14 protein-coding genes are annotated in these 16,647 nt (G+C 64.2%); 10 read left to right on the forward strand and 4 right to left on the reverse strand.

All coding sequences use genetic code 11. The annotated features are described in order from the left end of the window. Window positions 1-57: 57 nt before the first annotated feature. Window positions 58-1,887, reverse strand: coding sequence for an IlvD/Edd family dehydratase (locus LGH83_RS17630; RefSeq protein ID WP_227399753.1), 1,830 nt, complete (start codon window positions 1,885-1,887; stop codon window positions 58-60). A gap of 187 nt (window positions 1,888-2,074) precedes the next feature. Here LGH83_RS17630 and LGH83_RS17635 point away from each other — a divergent pair, with 187 nt between their 5' ends. Continuing rightward, on the forward strand, window positions 2,075-2,449 hold the full coding sequence (locus LGH83_RS17635; RefSeq protein ID WP_227399754.1) for a hypothetical protein: 375 nt from the start codon (window positions 2,075-2,077) through the stop codon (window positions 2,447-2,449). 22 nt (window positions 2,450-2,471) lie between these two features. Here LGH83_RS17635 and obgE read toward each other — a convergent pair whose 3' ends face one another. Next, the gene (obgE, locus tag LGH83_RS17640) at window positions 2,472-3,515 is read right to left on the reverse strand and encodes a GTPase ObgE (RefSeq protein WP_131114753.1); all 1,044 of its coding nucleotides are present in this window, start codon (window positions 3,513-3,515) and stop codon (window positions 2,472-2,474) included. Window positions 3,516-3,848: 333 nt separating this feature from the next. Here obgE and LGH83_RS17645 point away from each other — a divergent pair, with 333 nt between their 5' ends. The 5 genes from LGH83_RS17645 to LGH83_RS17665 all read left to right on the forward strand — a co-directional run bounded on the left by LGH83_RS17645 (window position 3,849) and on the right by LGH83_RS17665 (window position 9,820). Beyond that, the gene (locus LGH83_RS17645) at window positions 3,849-5,285 is read left to right on the forward strand and encodes an FAD-linked oxidase C-terminal domain-containing protein (protein WP_227399755.1); all 1,437 of its coding nucleotides are present in this window, start codon (window positions 3,849-3,851) and stop codon (window positions 5,283-5,285) included. Then, window positions 5,282-6,472, forward strand: a complete 1,191-nt coding sequence (gene glcE / locus LGH83_RS17650; RefSeq protein WP_227399756.1) for a glycolate oxidase subunit GlcE — start codon at window positions 5,282-5,284, stop codon at window positions 6,470-6,472. The genes LGH83_RS17645 and glcE overlap by 4 nt, the downstream gene beginning before the upstream one ends. Window positions 6,473-6,510: 38 nt before the next feature. Next, the gene (gene glcF / locus LGH83_RS17655; protein ID WP_227399757.1) at window positions 6,511-7,845 is read left to right on the forward strand and encodes a glycolate oxidase subunit GlcF; all 1,335 of its coding nucleotides are present in this window, start codon (window positions 6,511-6,513) and stop codon (window positions 7,843-7,845) included. Window positions 7,846-8,001: 156 nt separating this feature from the next. After that, on the forward strand, window positions 8,002-8,802 hold the full coding sequence (locus tag LGH83_RS17660; RefSeq protein ID WP_227399758.1) for a DUF2076 domain-containing protein: 801 nt from the start codon (window positions 8,002-8,004) through the stop codon (window positions 8,800-8,802). A 139-nt stretch (window positions 8,803-8,941) separates the two neighbouring features. Continuing rightward, window positions 8,942-9,820, forward strand: a complete 879-nt coding sequence (locus LGH83_RS17665) for an amidohydrolase family protein (protein ID WP_227399759.1) — start codon at window positions 8,942-8,944, stop codon at window positions 9,818-9,820. On the opposite strand, the gene LGH83_RS17670 is transcribed toward LGH83_RS17665, so the two are convergent. Then, the gene (locus LGH83_RS17670) at window positions 9,817-10,713 is read right to left on the reverse strand and encodes a LysR family transcriptional regulator (RefSeq protein ID WP_227399760.1); all 897 of its coding nucleotides are present in this window, start codon (window positions 10,711-10,713) and stop codon (window positions 9,817-9,819) included. The two genes, LGH83_RS17665 and LGH83_RS17670, sit on opposite strands and share 4 nt — an antisense overlap. 131 nt (window positions 10,714-10,844) lie before the next feature. Here LGH83_RS17670 and LGH83_RS17675 point away from each other — a divergent pair, with 131 nt between their 5' ends. The 4 genes from LGH83_RS17675 (at window position 10,845) to LGH83_RS17690 (ending at window position 16,246) form a co-directional block, all read left to right on the forward strand. Next, complete coding sequence (locus tag LGH83_RS17675; RefSeq protein WP_227401907.1) at window positions 10,845-12,338, forward strand: CoA-acylating methylmalonate-semialdehyde dehydrogenase; 1,494 nt, start codon at window positions 10,845-10,847, stop codon at window positions 12,336-12,338. Between the two features lie 144 nt (window positions 12,339-12,482). After that, on the forward strand, window positions 12,483-14,933 hold the full coding sequence (locus LGH83_RS17680; protein WP_227399761.1) for a transglycosylase domain-containing protein: 2,451 nt from the start codon (window positions 12,483-12,485) through the stop codon (window positions 14,931-14,933). 95 nt (window positions 14,934-15,028) lie between these two features. Then, window positions 15,029-15,934, forward strand: coding sequence for a cation diffusion facilitator family transporter (locus LGH83_RS17685; protein ID WP_227399762.1), 906 nt, complete (start codon window positions 15,029-15,031; stop codon window positions 15,932-15,934). 99 nt (window positions 15,935-16,033) lie between these two features. Next, the gene (locus LGH83_RS17690; protein ID WP_131114761.1) at window positions 16,034-16,246 is read left to right on the forward strand and encodes a YgaP-like transmembrane domain; all 213 of its coding nucleotides are present in this window, start codon (window positions 16,034-16,036) and stop codon (window positions 16,244-16,246) included. A gap of 77 nt (window positions 16,247-16,323) precedes the next feature. On the opposite strand, the gene LGH83_RS17695 is transcribed toward LGH83_RS17690, so the two are convergent. Beyond that, window positions 16,324-16,584 (reverse strand): GlsB/YeaQ/YmgE family stress response membrane protein, encoded by a 261-nt coding sequence (locus tag LGH83_RS17695; RefSeq protein WP_131114762.1) that lies wholly within the window; start codon window positions 16,582-16,584, stop codon window positions 16,324-16,326. Window positions 16,585-16,647: the final 63 nt, after the last annotated feature.

Here is a 16,647-nt window from a genome sequence, read left to right on the forward strand (position 1 = left end):
ACTTGAGGGCTCGCCCGAGGCCGAAGTCGTGGCCGAAGGCGAGCCTTGATCGCGGCCTTAGTGGTTGTCGCGCGGAACCCCCATGGTCTGAGCGACGCGCTGATACTTCACGGCGGGCTTGAGCACCATGCCCTCGTCAAACTGATCGACCATCGAGCGCTGGATTTCCTGCCACGGCGTCTGGTTGCCGGCGTAGTGGAAGCCACCCTGGCCCTTGAGGTCGGCGCGACGCTGCGCGAGGTCCTCGTCGGTGATCATGATGTTGGCGCTGCGCTTGTTCAGGTCGATCCGGACCCGGTCGCCCGTCTTCAGGATCGCGAGCCCGCCGCCGGCCGCTGCTTCCGGCGAGGCATTGAGGATCGAGGGCGAGGCGGACGTGCCGGACTGGCGACCATCGCCGATGCAGGGCAGGGCGTGGATACCGCGCTTGATGAGGGCCGTCGGGGGCTGCATGTTGACGACTTCCGCGCCGCCCGGATAGCCGATCGGCCCGGTGCCGCGGATGAACAGCATGCAATGCTCGTCGATGTCGAGGCTCGGGTCGTCGATCCGGTGGTGGTAATCCTCCGGTCCTTCGAACACGATGGCGCGCCCCTCGAAAGCGCCGAGATCACCGGGCGTCGACAGGTAGCGGTCCTGGAACTCCTTCGAGATCACGCTCGTCTTCATGATCGCGTTGTCGAACAGGTTGCCCTTCAGCACGATGAAGCCGGCCTCTTCGCGCATCGGCGTTTCGATCGGCGTGATGACGTCCGGATCGCCGATCTTACGATCCTTGTTGTTATGGCCGATCGTCTTGCCGTTGGCCGTCATCGCATTCTCGCGAATGTGACCCTTCGACATCAATTGCGCGATCACGGTGGGGACGCCGCCGGCGCGGTGGAACTCTTCGCCGAGATATTTGCCGGCCGGCTGCATATTGACCAGCAGCGGGATCTTATGCCCGATCGTCTCCCATTCCTCGATCGCCAGCGGCACACCGATGTGGCGCGCGATGGCATTGATGTGGATGGTGGCGTTGGTCGAACCGCCGATGGCGCTGTTGACCACAATGGCATTTTCCAACGCGTCGCGCGTCATGATGTCGGACGGCTTGAGGTCTTCCCACACCATCTCGACGGCACGACGTCCGGTCTCGTAGGCGATCTGCCCGCGTTCGCGGTAGGGCGCCGGAATGGCGGCGCAGCCCGGCAGCGTCATACCGAGCGCTTCGGCCAGCGCGTTCATGGTCGAGGCCGTGCCCATCGTGTTGCAATGGCCGACTGAGGGAGCCGAGGAGGTGACGATCTCCATGAACTCTTCATAGTCGATGTTGCCAGCCGCCAATTCCTCGCGGCTCTTCCACACGATGGTGCCCGAGCCGGTCCGCTCGCCATTGTGCCAGCCGTTCAGCATCGGGCCGCCGCACAGCACGATGGCCGGAATGTTGACGGTCGCGGCCGCCATGATGCAGGCCGGAGTGGTCTTGTCGCAGCCCGTCGTCAGCACGACGCCATCGAGCGGATAGCCGTAAAGCGTCTCCACAAGGCCGAGATAGGCGAGGTTGCGATCGAGTGCGGCCGTCGGGCGCTTGCCGGTTTCCTGAATCGGATGGACCGGGAATTCCATCGGAACGCCGCCCATCGCGAGAATGCCGTCGCGCACGCGCTTGGCGAGCTCAAGGTGATGGCGGTTGCACGGCGACAGGTCGTTGCCGGTCTGGGCGATGCCGATGATCGGCTTGCCCGAGCGCAGTTCACCCGGTGTCAGGCCGAAATTCAGGTAGCGCTCGATATAGAGGGCCGTCATGCCCGGGTTGTCCGGGTTGTCGAACCAGAGTTGCGACCGCAGCTTGCGCTTGCCCGGTGTGGGCGCGGGCGGTTGGGTCGGATCCATTTCGTGTGACATCGTTTTCTCCCGGCGCGGGCTCCTCTGAGTCGGCCTGTCGCTCGACTGTTTCTAAACTGGTTTATCCCCGGTCGCACGACCGATGCAACGATTGGTCTGCTTTTTCATCGTCCCGCCCGTTCAGCAGCGGTTCAAAGCGGCTGTGACATAAGCGACACGTTGGGTCCGCCAATATGGAGATTGTTTGATGAAGATCGTTTCGAGCTTGGTTCTCGTCCTCGCACTCGGCCTGACGCCTGCGTTGGCTCAGACCGCTGCCGCGCCCGCCACCACTGCTCCCGCGGCTGCGGCCCCCGCTACGACCGCAGCGCCCGTCGCCTCCGATCTCACGAAGGACGGCAAGCCGCGCATGAAGGTCGTGCGCGCCCAATGCAAAGACGAGGTCCAGGGCCAGGGCCTCAAGGGTGCGGCCCGCAAGGACGCCATGGCGGCCTGCATCGTCAAGCAGCGTCCCGACAAGGCTGCAGCCATGAAGTGCCGCATGGACCCGCAGACCAAGGGTATGGACAAGACGGCCCGCAAGGCTTTCGTCAAGGATTGCGTCGCCAAAACCAAGGCTTGACGCCATCCATTACGCGCCGGCGTTATTCCGGTGGCAGCGGTTCCCACGCGGGGGCCGCTGCCGCGATCGTCTCGGCCCGATGGGCGTCGATCGATTGCAACAGCAGGCCGAGCACGTCCTTCACACCGATGCCGGCCACGGCCGACAGCTTGAGCGGCGTATGGCCACAAGCCCGCTTGAGCTTGGCCATCTGGCTCTTCAGCGTCTCCGGATCGACCGCGTCGACCTTTGACAAGGCGACGATCTCGCGCTTCTCGGCGAGGCCGTTGCCGTAGGCTTCGAGCTCGCTCCGGATTGTCTTATAGGCCTTGCCGGCATGCTCGTTCGTCGCCTCGATGAGATGCAAAACGACCTCGCAGCGTTCGATATGCCCGAGGAAACGATCACCCAGGCCAAGGCCCTCATGGGCGCCCTCGATCAAACCGGGGATGTCGGCCAGCACGAATTCGCGGTCGCCGACGCCGACGACGCCGAGGCCGGGCTTGAGCGTCGTGAACGGATAATCCGCGATCTTCGGCTTGGCGGCCGAAACCGTCGCCAGGAAGGTTGATTTCCCGGCATTCGGCAGGCCAACCAGCCCGGCATCGGCGATCAGCTTGAGCCGCAGCCAGATGGTCCGCTCGATACCGACCTGGCCGGGATTGGCGCGCCGCGGTGATTGATTGGTCGATGTTTGGAAATGGGCATTGCCGAAGCCGCCATTGCCGCCCTTGGCGATCCTCAGGCTCTGGCCGACTTTGGTCATGTCGGCGATCAGCGTTTCGCCATCCTCGTCCAGCACCTGCGTGCCCTCCGGCACGCGGAGAACCGCATCCAGCCCTTTGGCGCCGGAGCGGTTCTTGCCCATGCCATGCATGCCGGTTTTGCCTTTGAAATGCTGCTGGAAGCGATAGTCGATCAGTGTGTTGAGGCCCTGCACGCATTCGATCACGACATCGCCGCCCCGGCCGCCATCGCCACCATCCGGTCCACCAAATTCGATGAATTTCTCGCGGCGAAACGAGACGGCACCAGCGCCGCCGTCTCCCGAGCGGATATAGACTTTGGCTTCGTCGAGGAATTTCATAACGGTCGAGTCCAGAGGGCGAACGAGCGGCGCATCGCCGGACGTCGGGTGTGGCGGCTCACGTGCATCAATCGCGTGATGCGACGGGTTTGGCGGCCAGATCGAGCTCGAACCGACTTGAATGTCGGCCGATCAGCAGTGGATAGCCGAATTCCGGTATTTTTAAAAGCGTTGCGCGCAGGCACGCCGTCGCGGTGATCGACGCGTCTCGGAGATGTGGAGGGCGCGACCAGTCGACACTCGCTTTTATGGCCAAGCAGACTATGATTCAGGCATCGAGATGGACAAGACCGGGGCGCGGCATGCGCCTGGGCGCCGGGAGGATGAGCCAGCATGACCGCCATCGCGTTTCCGCTTCCGGACGCTGGGATCATGGCGCGCCGCGACGAGATCGTCGCGGGTCTCGCGACGTTGGTGCCGTTCGACTGCCTCATCACATCCATGAACGAGCGTCGTGCCTTCGAGACGGATGGGCTGACGGGGTACCGGAAAGTGCCGCTCGCGGTCGTGCTGCCCCGCAATACCGAGGAGGTGGCGGCCGTGATGCGGTATTGCCATCAGCAGGGCGTCAAGGTTGTGCCGCGTGGAGCCGGAACGTCGCTCAGCGGCGGCGCCATTCCGCAGGAGGACGCCGTGGTGATCGGCATCGCCAAGATGAACCGGATCCTCGACATCGATTATGCCAACCGAGCCGCAAGGGTCGAGGCCGGTGTCACTAACCTCAGCATCACCGGAGCGGTCGTGCACGAGGGCTTCTTCTACGCGCCCGACCCGTCCTCGCAACTCGCCTGCACCATCGCGGGCAATATCGGCATGAACTCGGGTGGAGCGCATTGCCTCAAATATGGGGTCACGGCCAATAACGTGCTCGGTGTTCGCATGGTGCTGGCGGACGGCGCCATCGTGGACATCGGAGGCGAGCATCTCGATGCCGAAGGGCTCGATCTCCTGTCGTTGGTGATCGGCTCGGAAGGGCAACTCGGCATGGTGACCGAGGCCACGGTGCGGATTTTGCGCTCGGCCGAGGGTGCCCAGCCGGTTTTATTCGGCTTCGCATCGACCGAAGAGGCGGGGGCGGCGGTCGCGGCCATCATCGGCGCGGGGATCATCCCGGTCGCCATGGAATATATGGACCGGCTGGCGATCCAGATTTGCGAGGATTTCGCCCATGCGGGCTATCCGCTCGATGCCGAGGCCATGCTGATCATCGAGGTCGAAGGCTCCGAGGACGAAATGGCGGCCCAACTCGGCCGCATCATCGCGATCGCCAAGCAGCATGGCGTCAAGACCGTCAAGGAAAGCCGCTCCGCCATGGAGACGGCCGCGATCTGGAAGGGGCGCAAATCTGCCTTTGGCGCGACCGGCAAGGTGGCGGATTACATTTGCATGGACGGCACTATTCCGACTGGCCGCTTGCCCGACGTGCTGGCCCGGATCACGGCGATCTGCGACGGGCATGGGCTGCGGGCCGCCAACGTGTTCCATGCCGGCGACGGCAATCTGCACCCGCTTGTGCTCTATAACATCAACGATCCGGCCGAGCAGGAGAAGGCGGAGGATGCAGGCAATCAGATCCTGAAACTCTGCGTCGAGGTGGGGGGCTGCCTGACCGGTGAGCATGGCGTCGGGATCGAAAAGCGCGATCTGATGACGTGCCAGTTCTCGACCATCGACCTCGATCAGCAGATGCGGGTCAGGGCCGTCTTCGACCCCGGCTGGCGGCTCAACCCCGCCAAGGTGTTCCCGCTTGAGGGGCGGTTCACCCCGTGAGCGACATCCTGTGTCCAACCGACGAGGCCGAGGCCGCCGACGCCATCCGCAACGCCGAGTCTCGCCGCATGACGCTTCGGATCGAAGGCGGTGGAACCCGGGCGGGCCTCGGTCGGCCTGTCGATGCGACGCGGGTTCTGTCCTCCTCGCGGCTGAGCGGCGTCACGCTGCAAGAGCCATCCGAATTGGTCATCTCGGCCCGCGCCGGCACGCCCTTGTCGGATCTTGAGGATGCTTTGGCCACGTCGGGCCAGATGCTGCCGTTCGAGCCGGTCAATCTCTGCGGGCTTTACGGAACCTCGGGTCGTTCAACGGTCGGCGGCGTCGTGGCCGGCAACTGGTCGGGCCCGCGCCGGATTTCGGCGGGTGCCGCACGGGATCACGTGATCGGCGTCCGCTTCGTCAATGGACGGGGCGAGATCGTCAAATCCGGCGGCCGGGTCATGAAGAACGTCACCGGCCTCGATCTGTCGAAGCTGATGTGCGGCGCGCATGGCACGCTGGGCTTCTTGACCGAGATCACCTTCAAGGTTCTGCCCCGACCCGAGACCGAAGCGACTCTCGTGCTGCGCGGGCTCGACGATCATCGCGCGATTCCGGCTCTGGCGAAGGCACTCGGCTCGCCCTTCGAGGTGACCGGCGCGGCGCATCTCCCGGCCGGGATCGACGGCGCGGAGGCCCGCACCCTGATCCGCATCGAAAACTTTGCCGCCTCGGTCGATTACCGCTTCGCGCGTCTGGCTTCGTTGCTCCAGAGCGAAGGCCCCAGCGAGCGGCTCGACGCCGCGACCTCATCGGCGCTGTGGCGACGCGTCCGCGACGTGACGCTTCTGTCCGATCCGCGCGAGGCGGCAATCTGGAAGCTGTCGGTCGCGCCGACACGCGGCCCCAGCGCCGCTCATCTGATCGGCAATCACGTGGCCGGGCGCTGCTATTACGATTGGGGCGGTGGGTTGATCTGGCTCGCGACCTCGGCGGCCGGGGATGCCGGGGCGGCCGCGATCCGGCAGGCCCTGACCGTCACAGGGGGGCATGCAACCTTGGTTCGGGCGCCCGACGACGTCCGGGCGCGGGTCGACGTCTTCCAGCCCCTGTCGGCGCCGTTGATGACGATTACGACCGGCCTCAAGGCCAGCTTCGACCCCGCCGCACTCCTCAATCCAGGTCGTATGTACGCCGGCTGCTGAGGCCGCCCGTCCGTCCATCATCGAGGCGCTTTCCCGCCATGCAAACCAAATTCGACGCCGTCGCGCTGGCCGATCCCCACACACGGGAGTCGGAGAAGATCCTCCGGACTTGCGTGCATTGCGGGTTCTGCACCGCGACCTGTCCGACCTACCTGCTGCTTGGCGACGAACTCGATAGCCCACGCGGCCGTATTTATCTCATTAAGGACATGCTGGAAGGCGGCAAGCCCGCCACGGCCGATGTGGTCAAGCACCTCGACCGCTGCCTGTCTTGCCTGTCCTGCATGACGACCTGCCCCTCCGGCGTGCATTACATGCACCTCATCGACCATGCCCGGTTGCATATCGAGAAGACCTACGACCGACCGTTTGGCGACAAGCTCGTCCGTTCAGTCTTGGCGCTTGTGCTGCCGCATCGGGGACTGTTTCGTCTCGCGTTGCAGGCCGCACGGCTCGGCAAGCCGCTGCGGCCGCTCGTCGCTCGGCTTCCGGGTGTCGGCGCGCGGCTGGCCGCTATGCTGGATCTGGCGCCGCTCCATCTGCCAGCTCCCCTGCCACCTGCCAGCACCCGCGCCTCGGTGGATGCGGCTCCCCGCAAACGCGTCGCGCTGCTGACCGGCTGCGCCCAGCCGGTGCTGAACCCCGGCATCAATGCGGCGACCATGCGGGTGCTCGACCGATTCGGCGTCGAGGTCGTGCTGCCCAAGGGGGAGGGCTGCTGCGGCGCGCTGGTGCATCACATGGGTCGAGAGACCGAGGCCCTCGGCTTCGCTCGGCGAAATGTCGATATTTGGACCCGCGAGATCGAAGCCGGCGGACTCGACGCCATCTTGATCACGGCGTCGGGTTGCGGCACCACGATCAAGGACTACGGCTTCATGCTGCGCGAGGATGCAGCCTATGCCGAGAAAGCCAAGCGCGTGTCGGCGCTCGCCAAGGACATCACCGAATATCTTGTCGGGCTCGACCTCAAGCCGCAGCGCGCCACCGGCCAGGTGGTGGCTTATCATTCGGCCTGTTCGATGCAGCACGGGCAGAAGCTCGGCGACCTCCCGAAGCGGCTGCTGAAACAGGCCGGCTTCGTGGTCAAGGATGTGCCGGAGGGGCATATCTGCTGCGGCTCGGCCGGCACCTATAATATCCTGCAGCCCGAGATCGCGGCGCAGCTCCGCGCCCGCAAGGTTGCCAATATCGAGCGCATGGCGCCCCAGGCGATCGCTACCGGCAATATCGGTTGCATGACGCAGATCGGGCTCGGCACAGCGATCCCCATCCTGCACACAATCGAACTCATCGATTGGGCGACAGGAGGGCCGCGGCCCGCCGGGATGGCCGGCTTGGCGGACGAACCGAGGCTGGTCGCCGCCGAATAATCACCGTGACCCTGCATCCTCTTCGATCGACCGTCGGTTGATTGGTGGGAGCAGATGCCCGCCGGATGTCGCGTCAACGCGGGACCCCTGGCGGCGGCATCGGCGCTTCCCATATCTGCCTCGGGCGTCGTCGCCCGGTTTTGAGAGAGACGTGTCATGACTCCCGAAGAACGCCAGTTGTTGTCAGGTTTGTTCGACCGTATTCACGGCGCGGCCGCTCAACCGCGTGATCGCGATGCCGAGGCTTTCATCGCCGACGCGACAAAGACGCAGCCTTATGCGCCTTATCTTTTGGCCCAGACCGTCATCGTTCAGGAGCAGGCGCTGCGCGCCGCGAACGAGCGCCTTCAGCAGCTGGAAGAGCAGGTTCGCCAGGGTGGCGTGCCGCAGCAGGGCGACACGAGCTTTCTTGGGAGCATTGGCAAGTCGTTGTTCGGGGGTGGAGCGTCTCAGGAGCCGCCGCGTCAGTCGGTTCCTTCGACCGGCTACGGGCAGCCTGACCCGAGCGTCCAACGTCCGGGCGGCCCGTGGGGTCAGGCCGCGCAGCAGGGTAGTTATGCCCCTCAGCAAGGCTATGCGCCTCAGCAGGGCTACGCGCCGCAGCAGGGCTACGCGCCGCAACAGGGTGGTTTTGGCGGAGCCCCGCAGCAAGGCGGTGGCTTTTTGAAGGGCGCGCTTGGTGCCGCGGCCGGTGTGGCTGGCGGCGTGTTGCTGGCGGATTCGATCAAGGGGCTGTTCGGCGGACATAATAATCCGTTCGGCATCGCGTCTGGCGCGGGTCTGGGCGGCATGGGGCAGCCCGGCGGCGAGACGGTCGTCAACAACTTCTACGGTGACGAAAATAACGGCGGTGCGACCCCGACTGCAGCGGACGATGCCCAGCAGGATTTCCTGCAGGATACGTCGGACGATTTCGCCGGCGGCGGAAGCGACAACGACGACAGCTACAACGTCTAAGCAACCCTGCCATCCGCTTGCATCCGCGAGCGGCATGACCTAATCGGCGGAGCCCTGTCAAGCGGGGGCTTCGCCTGCGTTTAGCAATATACTGGCGACGTCTCTGTCGCGAACCATGTCTCCGACGAGTTTAAACATCTTGATCGACGAAGCTCTGCGCATCGACGCTCACCAACATTATTGGGACCCGGCCCGCGGGGACTATTTTTGGATGGTCCCCGGCGGCAAACTCGATCGTGTGTTCGCCCCGAGCGATCTCCGCCCATGCCTTGCCCGCAACAAGATCGGCGGCACCGTGCTGATCCAGGCGGCGCCGACGCTCGAGGAAACCGATTACCTTCTCGATATCGCCGATCGCGAGCCGACCGTGATGGGCGTCGTCGGGTGGATCGACTTCGAAGATCGGTCCCATCTCGCGGCGCTCGAACGCTTTCGGAAAAATCCGAAATTCAAGGGCATCCGGCCCATGATCCAGGATATCGCGGACCCCAAATGGGTCATGCATCCAAATCTGTCCTGGGCCTTCGACGCTCTGGTCGAATATGGGCTGTGTTTCGATGCTTTGCTTCACCCCCAGCATATTCTTCCGCTGCTGAAGCGGTTGCTGCGCTATCCGAATCTGAAGGTCGTGATCGACCATGGCGCGCGTCCGCAGATTCGGGACGAGGCGTTCTCGACATGGGCGGCCGACATTGCGCGGCTGGCGCGGGAATCCTCGGCCTTCGTCAAGCTCTCGGGTCTCACGACGGAAGCGGGTCCGGAATGGACCGAGCATGATCTCGAGCCTTATGCGAGCCACATCCTCAACACGTTCGGACCCGAGCGCGTCATGTTCGGCTCCGACTGGCCCGTCTGTCTCCGAGCCTCCTCCTATGACCGGTGGGTGGATGCCGCGTCGGCGCTGACGGCGTTCTATTCGGATGCGGAACGCGCCGCCGTCTTCGGCGGGAACGCCAAGGCGTTTTATGGCCTCGACGACCTGACGGCGGCGGTCGGCCAGGGCCTCGTCAAGGCCTAACCCGAGACTACGGGCTGGAAGATGGCTTTCTCGGCCTCGACCGACGCCACGATATGGTCGTGGACGGTCCGCACCCGCCCAAGGCCTCTGACGTCCTCGTGTTCGACGATCCAATAGCTGCGCTGGGCGCGCCGCTCGGGCAGAAGGCGCACCAGATCCAGATGCTGCCCGGCAATAAAATCGTGCACGATGCCGATGCCAAGTCCGGAGCGGATCGCCTCCAATTGGCCGATCGCACTGGTGCATTGGAAGCTGGTCGGCGTGTCGTCGAACAAGGTTCGCACATAGTCGAGTGCCGACGAATAGGCATAATCCTCGACATAGCCGATCAGGCGATGCTGGCGCAGAGCTGCCAGATCGAGCGGGGTCCCGTAGCGGTCGAGATAGGCCCGGTCCGCAAAGATGCCGAGCGAATAATCCGTCAACTTTCGGGTCACGTAGCGACCGCTGTCGGGCTTCTGTAGGGCCACGAGAATATCGGTTTCGCGCCGCGACAGCGGGATAACCTGCGGGGTTGGAACGAGCTGCACCGTGATGGCCGGATGGCGCGCCGCGAAATCAGCAAAGCACCGCGCGAGATAATAGGTCGAGAAGCCATCCGGCGCGCCAATCCGCACGGTACCCGAAAGCTCGAAATCCTTGTCGGTGAGCTCGGACCGGACCCGCAGCACGTCGCTTTCGATCCGTTCGGCCGATTGCAGCAGCCGCTCGCCCGCCGCCGTCAGCGCCACGCCGGTCGTGCGCCGAACGAACAGTTTGGCTTTGAGATCGCGCTCGAGCGCCGTGACACGCCGCCCGACCGTCGCGTGATCGAGGCCGAGCAAGCGCCCCGCCGCAACAAACTGGCTGCTGCGCGCGACCGCGAGAAAGACGCGCAGATCATCCCAATCCATCTTAGCCCAATTCTGCACAGCCGGTTCGCAAAACGCGCGATTGAGGCACAAGGATGAAACCCGCTAGTGCTAGCGTCAAGATCGATCGGCCGGTCGGGCTAAGACCCGACACCATGTTTCGGGAGAGCATCATGACGGATTACGGGCATTTCATCGGCGGCCGACACGTGGCCGGCACTTCGGGCCGCTTCGCCGACGTCTTCGAACCGATGACGGGCGAGGTTGCGGGCCGCGTGGCGCTCGCGTCGCAGGAGGAGATCCGCGCGGCGGTCGTCAACTCGGCCGAGGCTCAGCTCAAATGGGCCGCCATCAACCCGCAGCGCCGTGCGCGTGTGTTGATGAAGTTTCTCGATCTCATCAACCAGAATATGGACGAGTTGGCCGAGTTGCTGTCGCGCGAGCACGGCAAGACCGTGGCGGACGCCAAGGGCGACATCCAGCGCGGCTTCGAAGTCGTCGAATTCGCCTGCGGCGTTCCGCATCTGCTCAAGGGCGAGTTCACCGACGGGGCAGGGCCGGGGATCGACGCCTATGCCATGCGTCAGCCGCTCGGCGTCGTGGCCGGCATCACCCCGTTCAACTTCCCGGCCATGATCCCGATGTGGAAGTTCGCGCCCGCCATCGCTTGCGGCAATGCCTTCATCCTCAAACCGTCCGAGCGTGACCCCGGCGTCCCGATGCGCCTTGCCGAACTGATGATCGAGGCAGGTCTGCCGACCGGCATCCTCAATGTGGTCAATGGCGACAAGGTTGCGGTCGACGCGCTGCTCGACGATCCCGACATCAAGGCCATCGGCTTTGTGGGCTCGACCCCGATCGCCGAATATATTTACGCGCGGGGTGCGGCGTCCGGGAAGCGCGTCCATGCCTTCGGCGGCGCCAAGAACCACATGGTGATCATGCCGGATGCCGACATGGACCAGACGGTCGATGCCTTGATCGGCGCGGGATATGGGTCGGCCGGCGAACGCTGCATGGCGATTTCGGTGGCGGTGCCGGTCGGCAAGGGAACGGCCGATCGCCTGATGGAAAAGCTCGTGCCGCGCGTCGAAGCGCTTAAGATCGGGCCATCGTCGGACGCCAGTGCCGATTACGGCCCGCTCGTCACGCAGGCCGCGGTCGACAAGGTGCGGTCCTATGTCGAGGTCGGCCTCAAAGAAGGCGCGACTCTCGCGGTCGACGGACGCGGCTTCAAGATGCAGGGCTACGAGAAGGGCTTCTATTTCGGCAGCTGCCTGTTCGACAACGTCACCAAGGACATGCGGATCTACAAGGAAGAGATCTTCGGCCCGGTTCTTTCGGTGGTGCGCGCCAAGACCTACGAGGAAGCTTTGTCGCTTTGTAACGACCACGAATACGGCAATGGCGTCGCGATCTTCACGCGCGATGGCGATGCGGCGCGTGACTTCGTCAGCAAAGTGCAGGTCGGCATGGTCGGGGTCAACGTGCCGATCCCCACGCCGCTGGCTTATTATTCCTTCGGCGGTTGGAAGCGGTCCTCGTTCGGCGACTTGAACCAGCATGGGCCGGATTCGATTCGGTTCTATACCAAGACCAAGACGGTCACGTCGCGTTGGCCGTCCGGCGTCAAGGAAGGTGCGGAATTTTCGATGCCGACGATGTGACCGGCATGGTCGGCTGGGGTTTGCCCGGGAGGCCGACGGCCAAACCGGCCAGCCCCGCCGTTCTGCTTCCGTACTCTTTTACCGGCCCTTAATCCGCCTGCATTACCGTCAAGACCATCCCCGGATCGGGGATTGAGACGCCAGATGCGGAACGGCCGACACCATGAACCAGGCGGAGACAGCGAACGCGACGGCCGCCGGGAGCCTCGGCCCGACCCGCCTCTCGGGCGACGGCCGGTGCGCGGCGAAATTCATATCTCGTCCGATGACCGGACTGCTGCTCCGCCGGCTCACGGCGGCACGGTACAGCGCGAGCGCGTCGAGCCCCATTTCCGAGCCCCGCTCTCCGCCGACGCATCCGTGAACACACGCAAGGGCGCACGGTCCGGCAAGGGCGGCAGCCGCGATCGCGCGCCGTCCCGCCCGGCGCGGCGGCGGCGTTCGGTTCTCGGCCAATTATTCTCCTGGTGCCTCGTGCTCGGCATCTGGGCCTGCATCGGTCTCGTCGGGCTGGTCGCGTTTTATGCCCGCGAACTGCCGCCCATCGACCAATTGTCGGTGCCGAAGCGGCCGCCCAATATTGCCATCCTGGGTGAAGACGGCGCGGTGCTGGCCAACCGGGGTGATACGGGTGGCGCCGCCGTTCGCCTCGCCAACTTGCCGCCGTACCTGCCGAAAGCCTTTGTGGCGATCGAGGATCGGCGCTTCTACTCGCATTTCGGGATCGACCCGATGGGCATTGCCCGCGCGCTGACCCGGAATGTCGTTGGCGGCGGCGGGATGCAGGGGGGGTCGACCCTGACGCAGCAACTCGCCAAGAACCTGTTTCTGACGCAGGAACGCACGGTGTCGCGCAAGATCCAGGAAGCCATTCTGGCAATCTGGCTTGAGCACAAATACACCAAGGATCAGATTCTCGAACTTTATCTCAATCGCGTCTACTTCGGCTCGGGAGCCTATGGGGTCGAGGCTGCGGCCCAGAAATATTTCGGCAAGAGCGCTCATGACGTGAGCCTCGCCGAAGCGGCGGTGCTGGCCGGTTTGATGAAGGCGCCGACCAAGCTGGCGCCCAACCGCAATCCGGCCGGAGCGACCGATCGCGCCGCCCAGGTGCTGAGCGCCATGATGGAAGAGGGCATGGTGTCGGATGCGGCCGGAAAGGCAGCGCTCGCCAATCCCGCCAAGGCCGTCAAGGAACGCGACGCCACCGCCATCAACTATGCGGCCGACTATGTGATGGATGTGCTGGCCGACACGGTCGGGGCAATCGATCAGGACATCGTGGTGACGACCACGATCAACCCGGCGATGGAGCAGGCGGGCGACCATGCGCTGGGGGACGAACTCAATGCGAAGGGCACCAAATATGGCGTGAGCCAGGGCGCGCTCGTCGCGCTCGATCCGACCGGCGCCATCAAGGCCTTGATCGGAGGCCGCGACTATGGCGACAGCCAGTTCAATCGCGCGGTTGCGGCCAAGCGTCAGCCCGGCTCCGCCTTCAAGCCCTTCGTCTACCTGACCGCGATCGAGAAGGGCTTGACGCCCGATACGGTGCGGGAGGATGGCCCCATCAACGTGAAAGGGTGGCAACCCGAGAATTACAGCCGCGACTATGCCGGCCCGGTGACGCTGACCAAGGCGCTGTCTCAGTCGCTCAATACCGTCGCGGTCCGGCTCGGGCTCGAGGTCGGGGCCAAAGCCGTGGTCAAGACCGCGCATCGGCTCGGCATCACGTCAGAGTTGCAGCCCAACGCTTCGATCGCGCTCGGCACCTCCGAGGTATCGCCCCTTGAACTCGCCACCGCCTATGTGCCGTTCAGCAACGGCGGCCAGGGCGTGCAGCCCCACATCATTACCCGTGTGAAGACGACCGATGGAAAACTGCTCTACCAACGCAAGGCGACGGGCTACGGTCGCGTGATCGACCCGGTGGACGTTTCCATGATGACGACCATGATGCAGCAGACGGTGTTGACCGGCACGGCCCGCAAGGCCGATCTGCCGGGATGGCAAGCGGCCGGCAAGACCGGCACCAGCCAGGATTGGCGCGATGCCTGGTTTGTCGGCTATACGGGTGCGCTGCTGGCAGATGTCTGGGTCGGCAACGACGACGGCACCCCCACCCGAAAGGCGTCAGGAGGTAATTTGCCGGTCGAGATCTGGAGCCGCTTCATGCGGGCCGCTCTCAAGGGCACGACTCCCATCCCGATTCCCGGCGGCGTGTGGGGCGCTCCGGCATCCGGCACCGATCCTTCCGTCGATCCGACGGCGGGTGCGGCCGCAGGCGGCCCCATGGCATCGATGCCAACGCGCGACCCGGCGACCGGCCATGCGGCAGATGCCGCACCGACGACGCTCGGACAATTGATCTCGCATGCTTTGACGGCGCCTCCCCAGACCGCGGCGCGCCGAACCGCCGGCGCCCCGATGCCGCTTGGCAGTCTCCCTGGTCAAGCCGAGGCGTCGCCCGGTCGCAACAATCCGCCGCGTCACGACCCGAACGCCCTGCTGCCCCCGGCCGCGATCCCCTCACGAGAAGCGAACCAGCAGCCCGGCGATGACCGGAACTTGCTTGAACGCTTGTTTGGCGGCTGATCCCGCGCTAACGCTCCCCTGACGTAGGGCTCCGAACTCTCGGAGGTCGTGATGACGGTCGCGGCCCTTTTGGGCCGGTCGAGAGTGGAACCGGGATGGACAGCATTCAACGCATCGCTTTGGGCAGCATCGGCGTCGGTCTGCTGGTCCTCGCGCTCAAATATCTCGCGTTTTGGCTCACCGGCAGCGTGGCGCTCTATTCCGACGCACTTGAAAGCATCATCAACGTCATCACGGCCGTCGCGGCTTTCATGGCAGTTCGCCTCAGCGCCAAGCCGGCGGACCGAAACCATCCCTATGGGCACCATAAGGCCGAATATCTCTCGGTGGTGCTCGAGGGCGTCTGCATCGTGCTGGCTGCGTTTTCGATCCTGCGTGAAGCCTATTTTGCAGTCTTGGCACCGCATCCAATCGAAGCGCCGCTGAAGGGCCTGCTGATCAGCGGTGTCGGCACGCTCATCAACGCGGCCTGGGGCTATCTGTTGATCCGCCGAGGGCGCACGGCCCGGTCGCCGGCTCTCGTGGCGGATGGCAAGCACCTGTTCGTCGACGTCTACACGTCAATCGGCGTCGTGATCGGCGTCGGGCTCGTGATCCTGACCGGGGTCCGACAACTCGATGCGATTGTGGCGGCTCTCGTGGCGGTCAACATCATCTGGTCCGGATGGGGGCTGATGAAAGAAAGCATTGCTGGTCTGATGGATGAGGCGGCGCCCGTCGATCTTCAGGATCAGATCCGCGCGGTGCTGATGCGCCATCTCGACGGCACGATCGAGGTGCATGACCTCAAGACGCGATCGGCCGGACGGGTGACGTTCATCGAATTTCATCTGGTTGTCGAAGGCCGGATGAGCGTCTCGGATTCGCACGCCATTTGCGACAAGCTCGAACGGGTGTTGCAACAGGCTGTCGACGGGGCCCTGGTGACGATCCATGTGGAGCCCGAACATAAAGCCAAGCAGACCGGCAGCATGGTCGTGTCGACCGGCGATTTGAACTGACGGCTGCTGTCTGTCTTTGGCTAGGTTTTGCCCAGCGATGCCCTACATAAGGGGTGCCGTTCGAGCAGTCCTTCGGCGGCACATACAGGAGCACAAACGATGTCGACCAATCTTCCGATGGAATCGCACGATCACCAGAATATTTCCATGGGCGAGCGAAGTCTCTCGGTAGTCGGCGGCCTCGTTCTCGCGGCCGCCGCAGCCAAGCCGCGCCCCAATCCCCTGTTGAACATCGCCGCGCTGGCGATCGGGTCCTATCTGGCTTATCGCGGCGCAACGGGGTTTTGCCCGATCAAGGCTCAACTCACCTGAGACGAAAGAAGCCGGAAACGCGTGGTTTCCGGCTTCTTGACGATTGGGCAATCGACGCGTGTCGCGCCGATAAAGTTTCAGATCGCGGATGACCGACGAGCGATGAAGCCATAGATGGCCAGCACGATGATCGCACCGACGATCGCGCCGATAAATCCTGCGCCTTCGCCTTCGTGGTACCAGCCGACGGCTTGGCCCAGATAGGTCGCTACAACGGCGCCGACGATACCGAGGATGGTGGTCAGAATGAAGCCGCTCGGCTCATTCGGTCCCGGCATGATGAATTTCGCGATCATGCCCGCAATGAACCCGATGATGATGGTCCAGATAATGCCCATAGTGTTTCCCCGTAGCCTCGTCAAAGGTGACGTGTCGAAACTACGGCGGATCGTCCTCCCTGG

The organism is Lichenihabitans sp. PAMC28606 (assembly GCF_020616535.1).
In the GTDB taxonomy this organism is placed as follows: Bacteria; Pseudomonadota; Alphaproteobacteria; order Rhizobiales; family Beijerinckiaceae; genus Lichenihabitans; species Lichenihabitans psoromatis.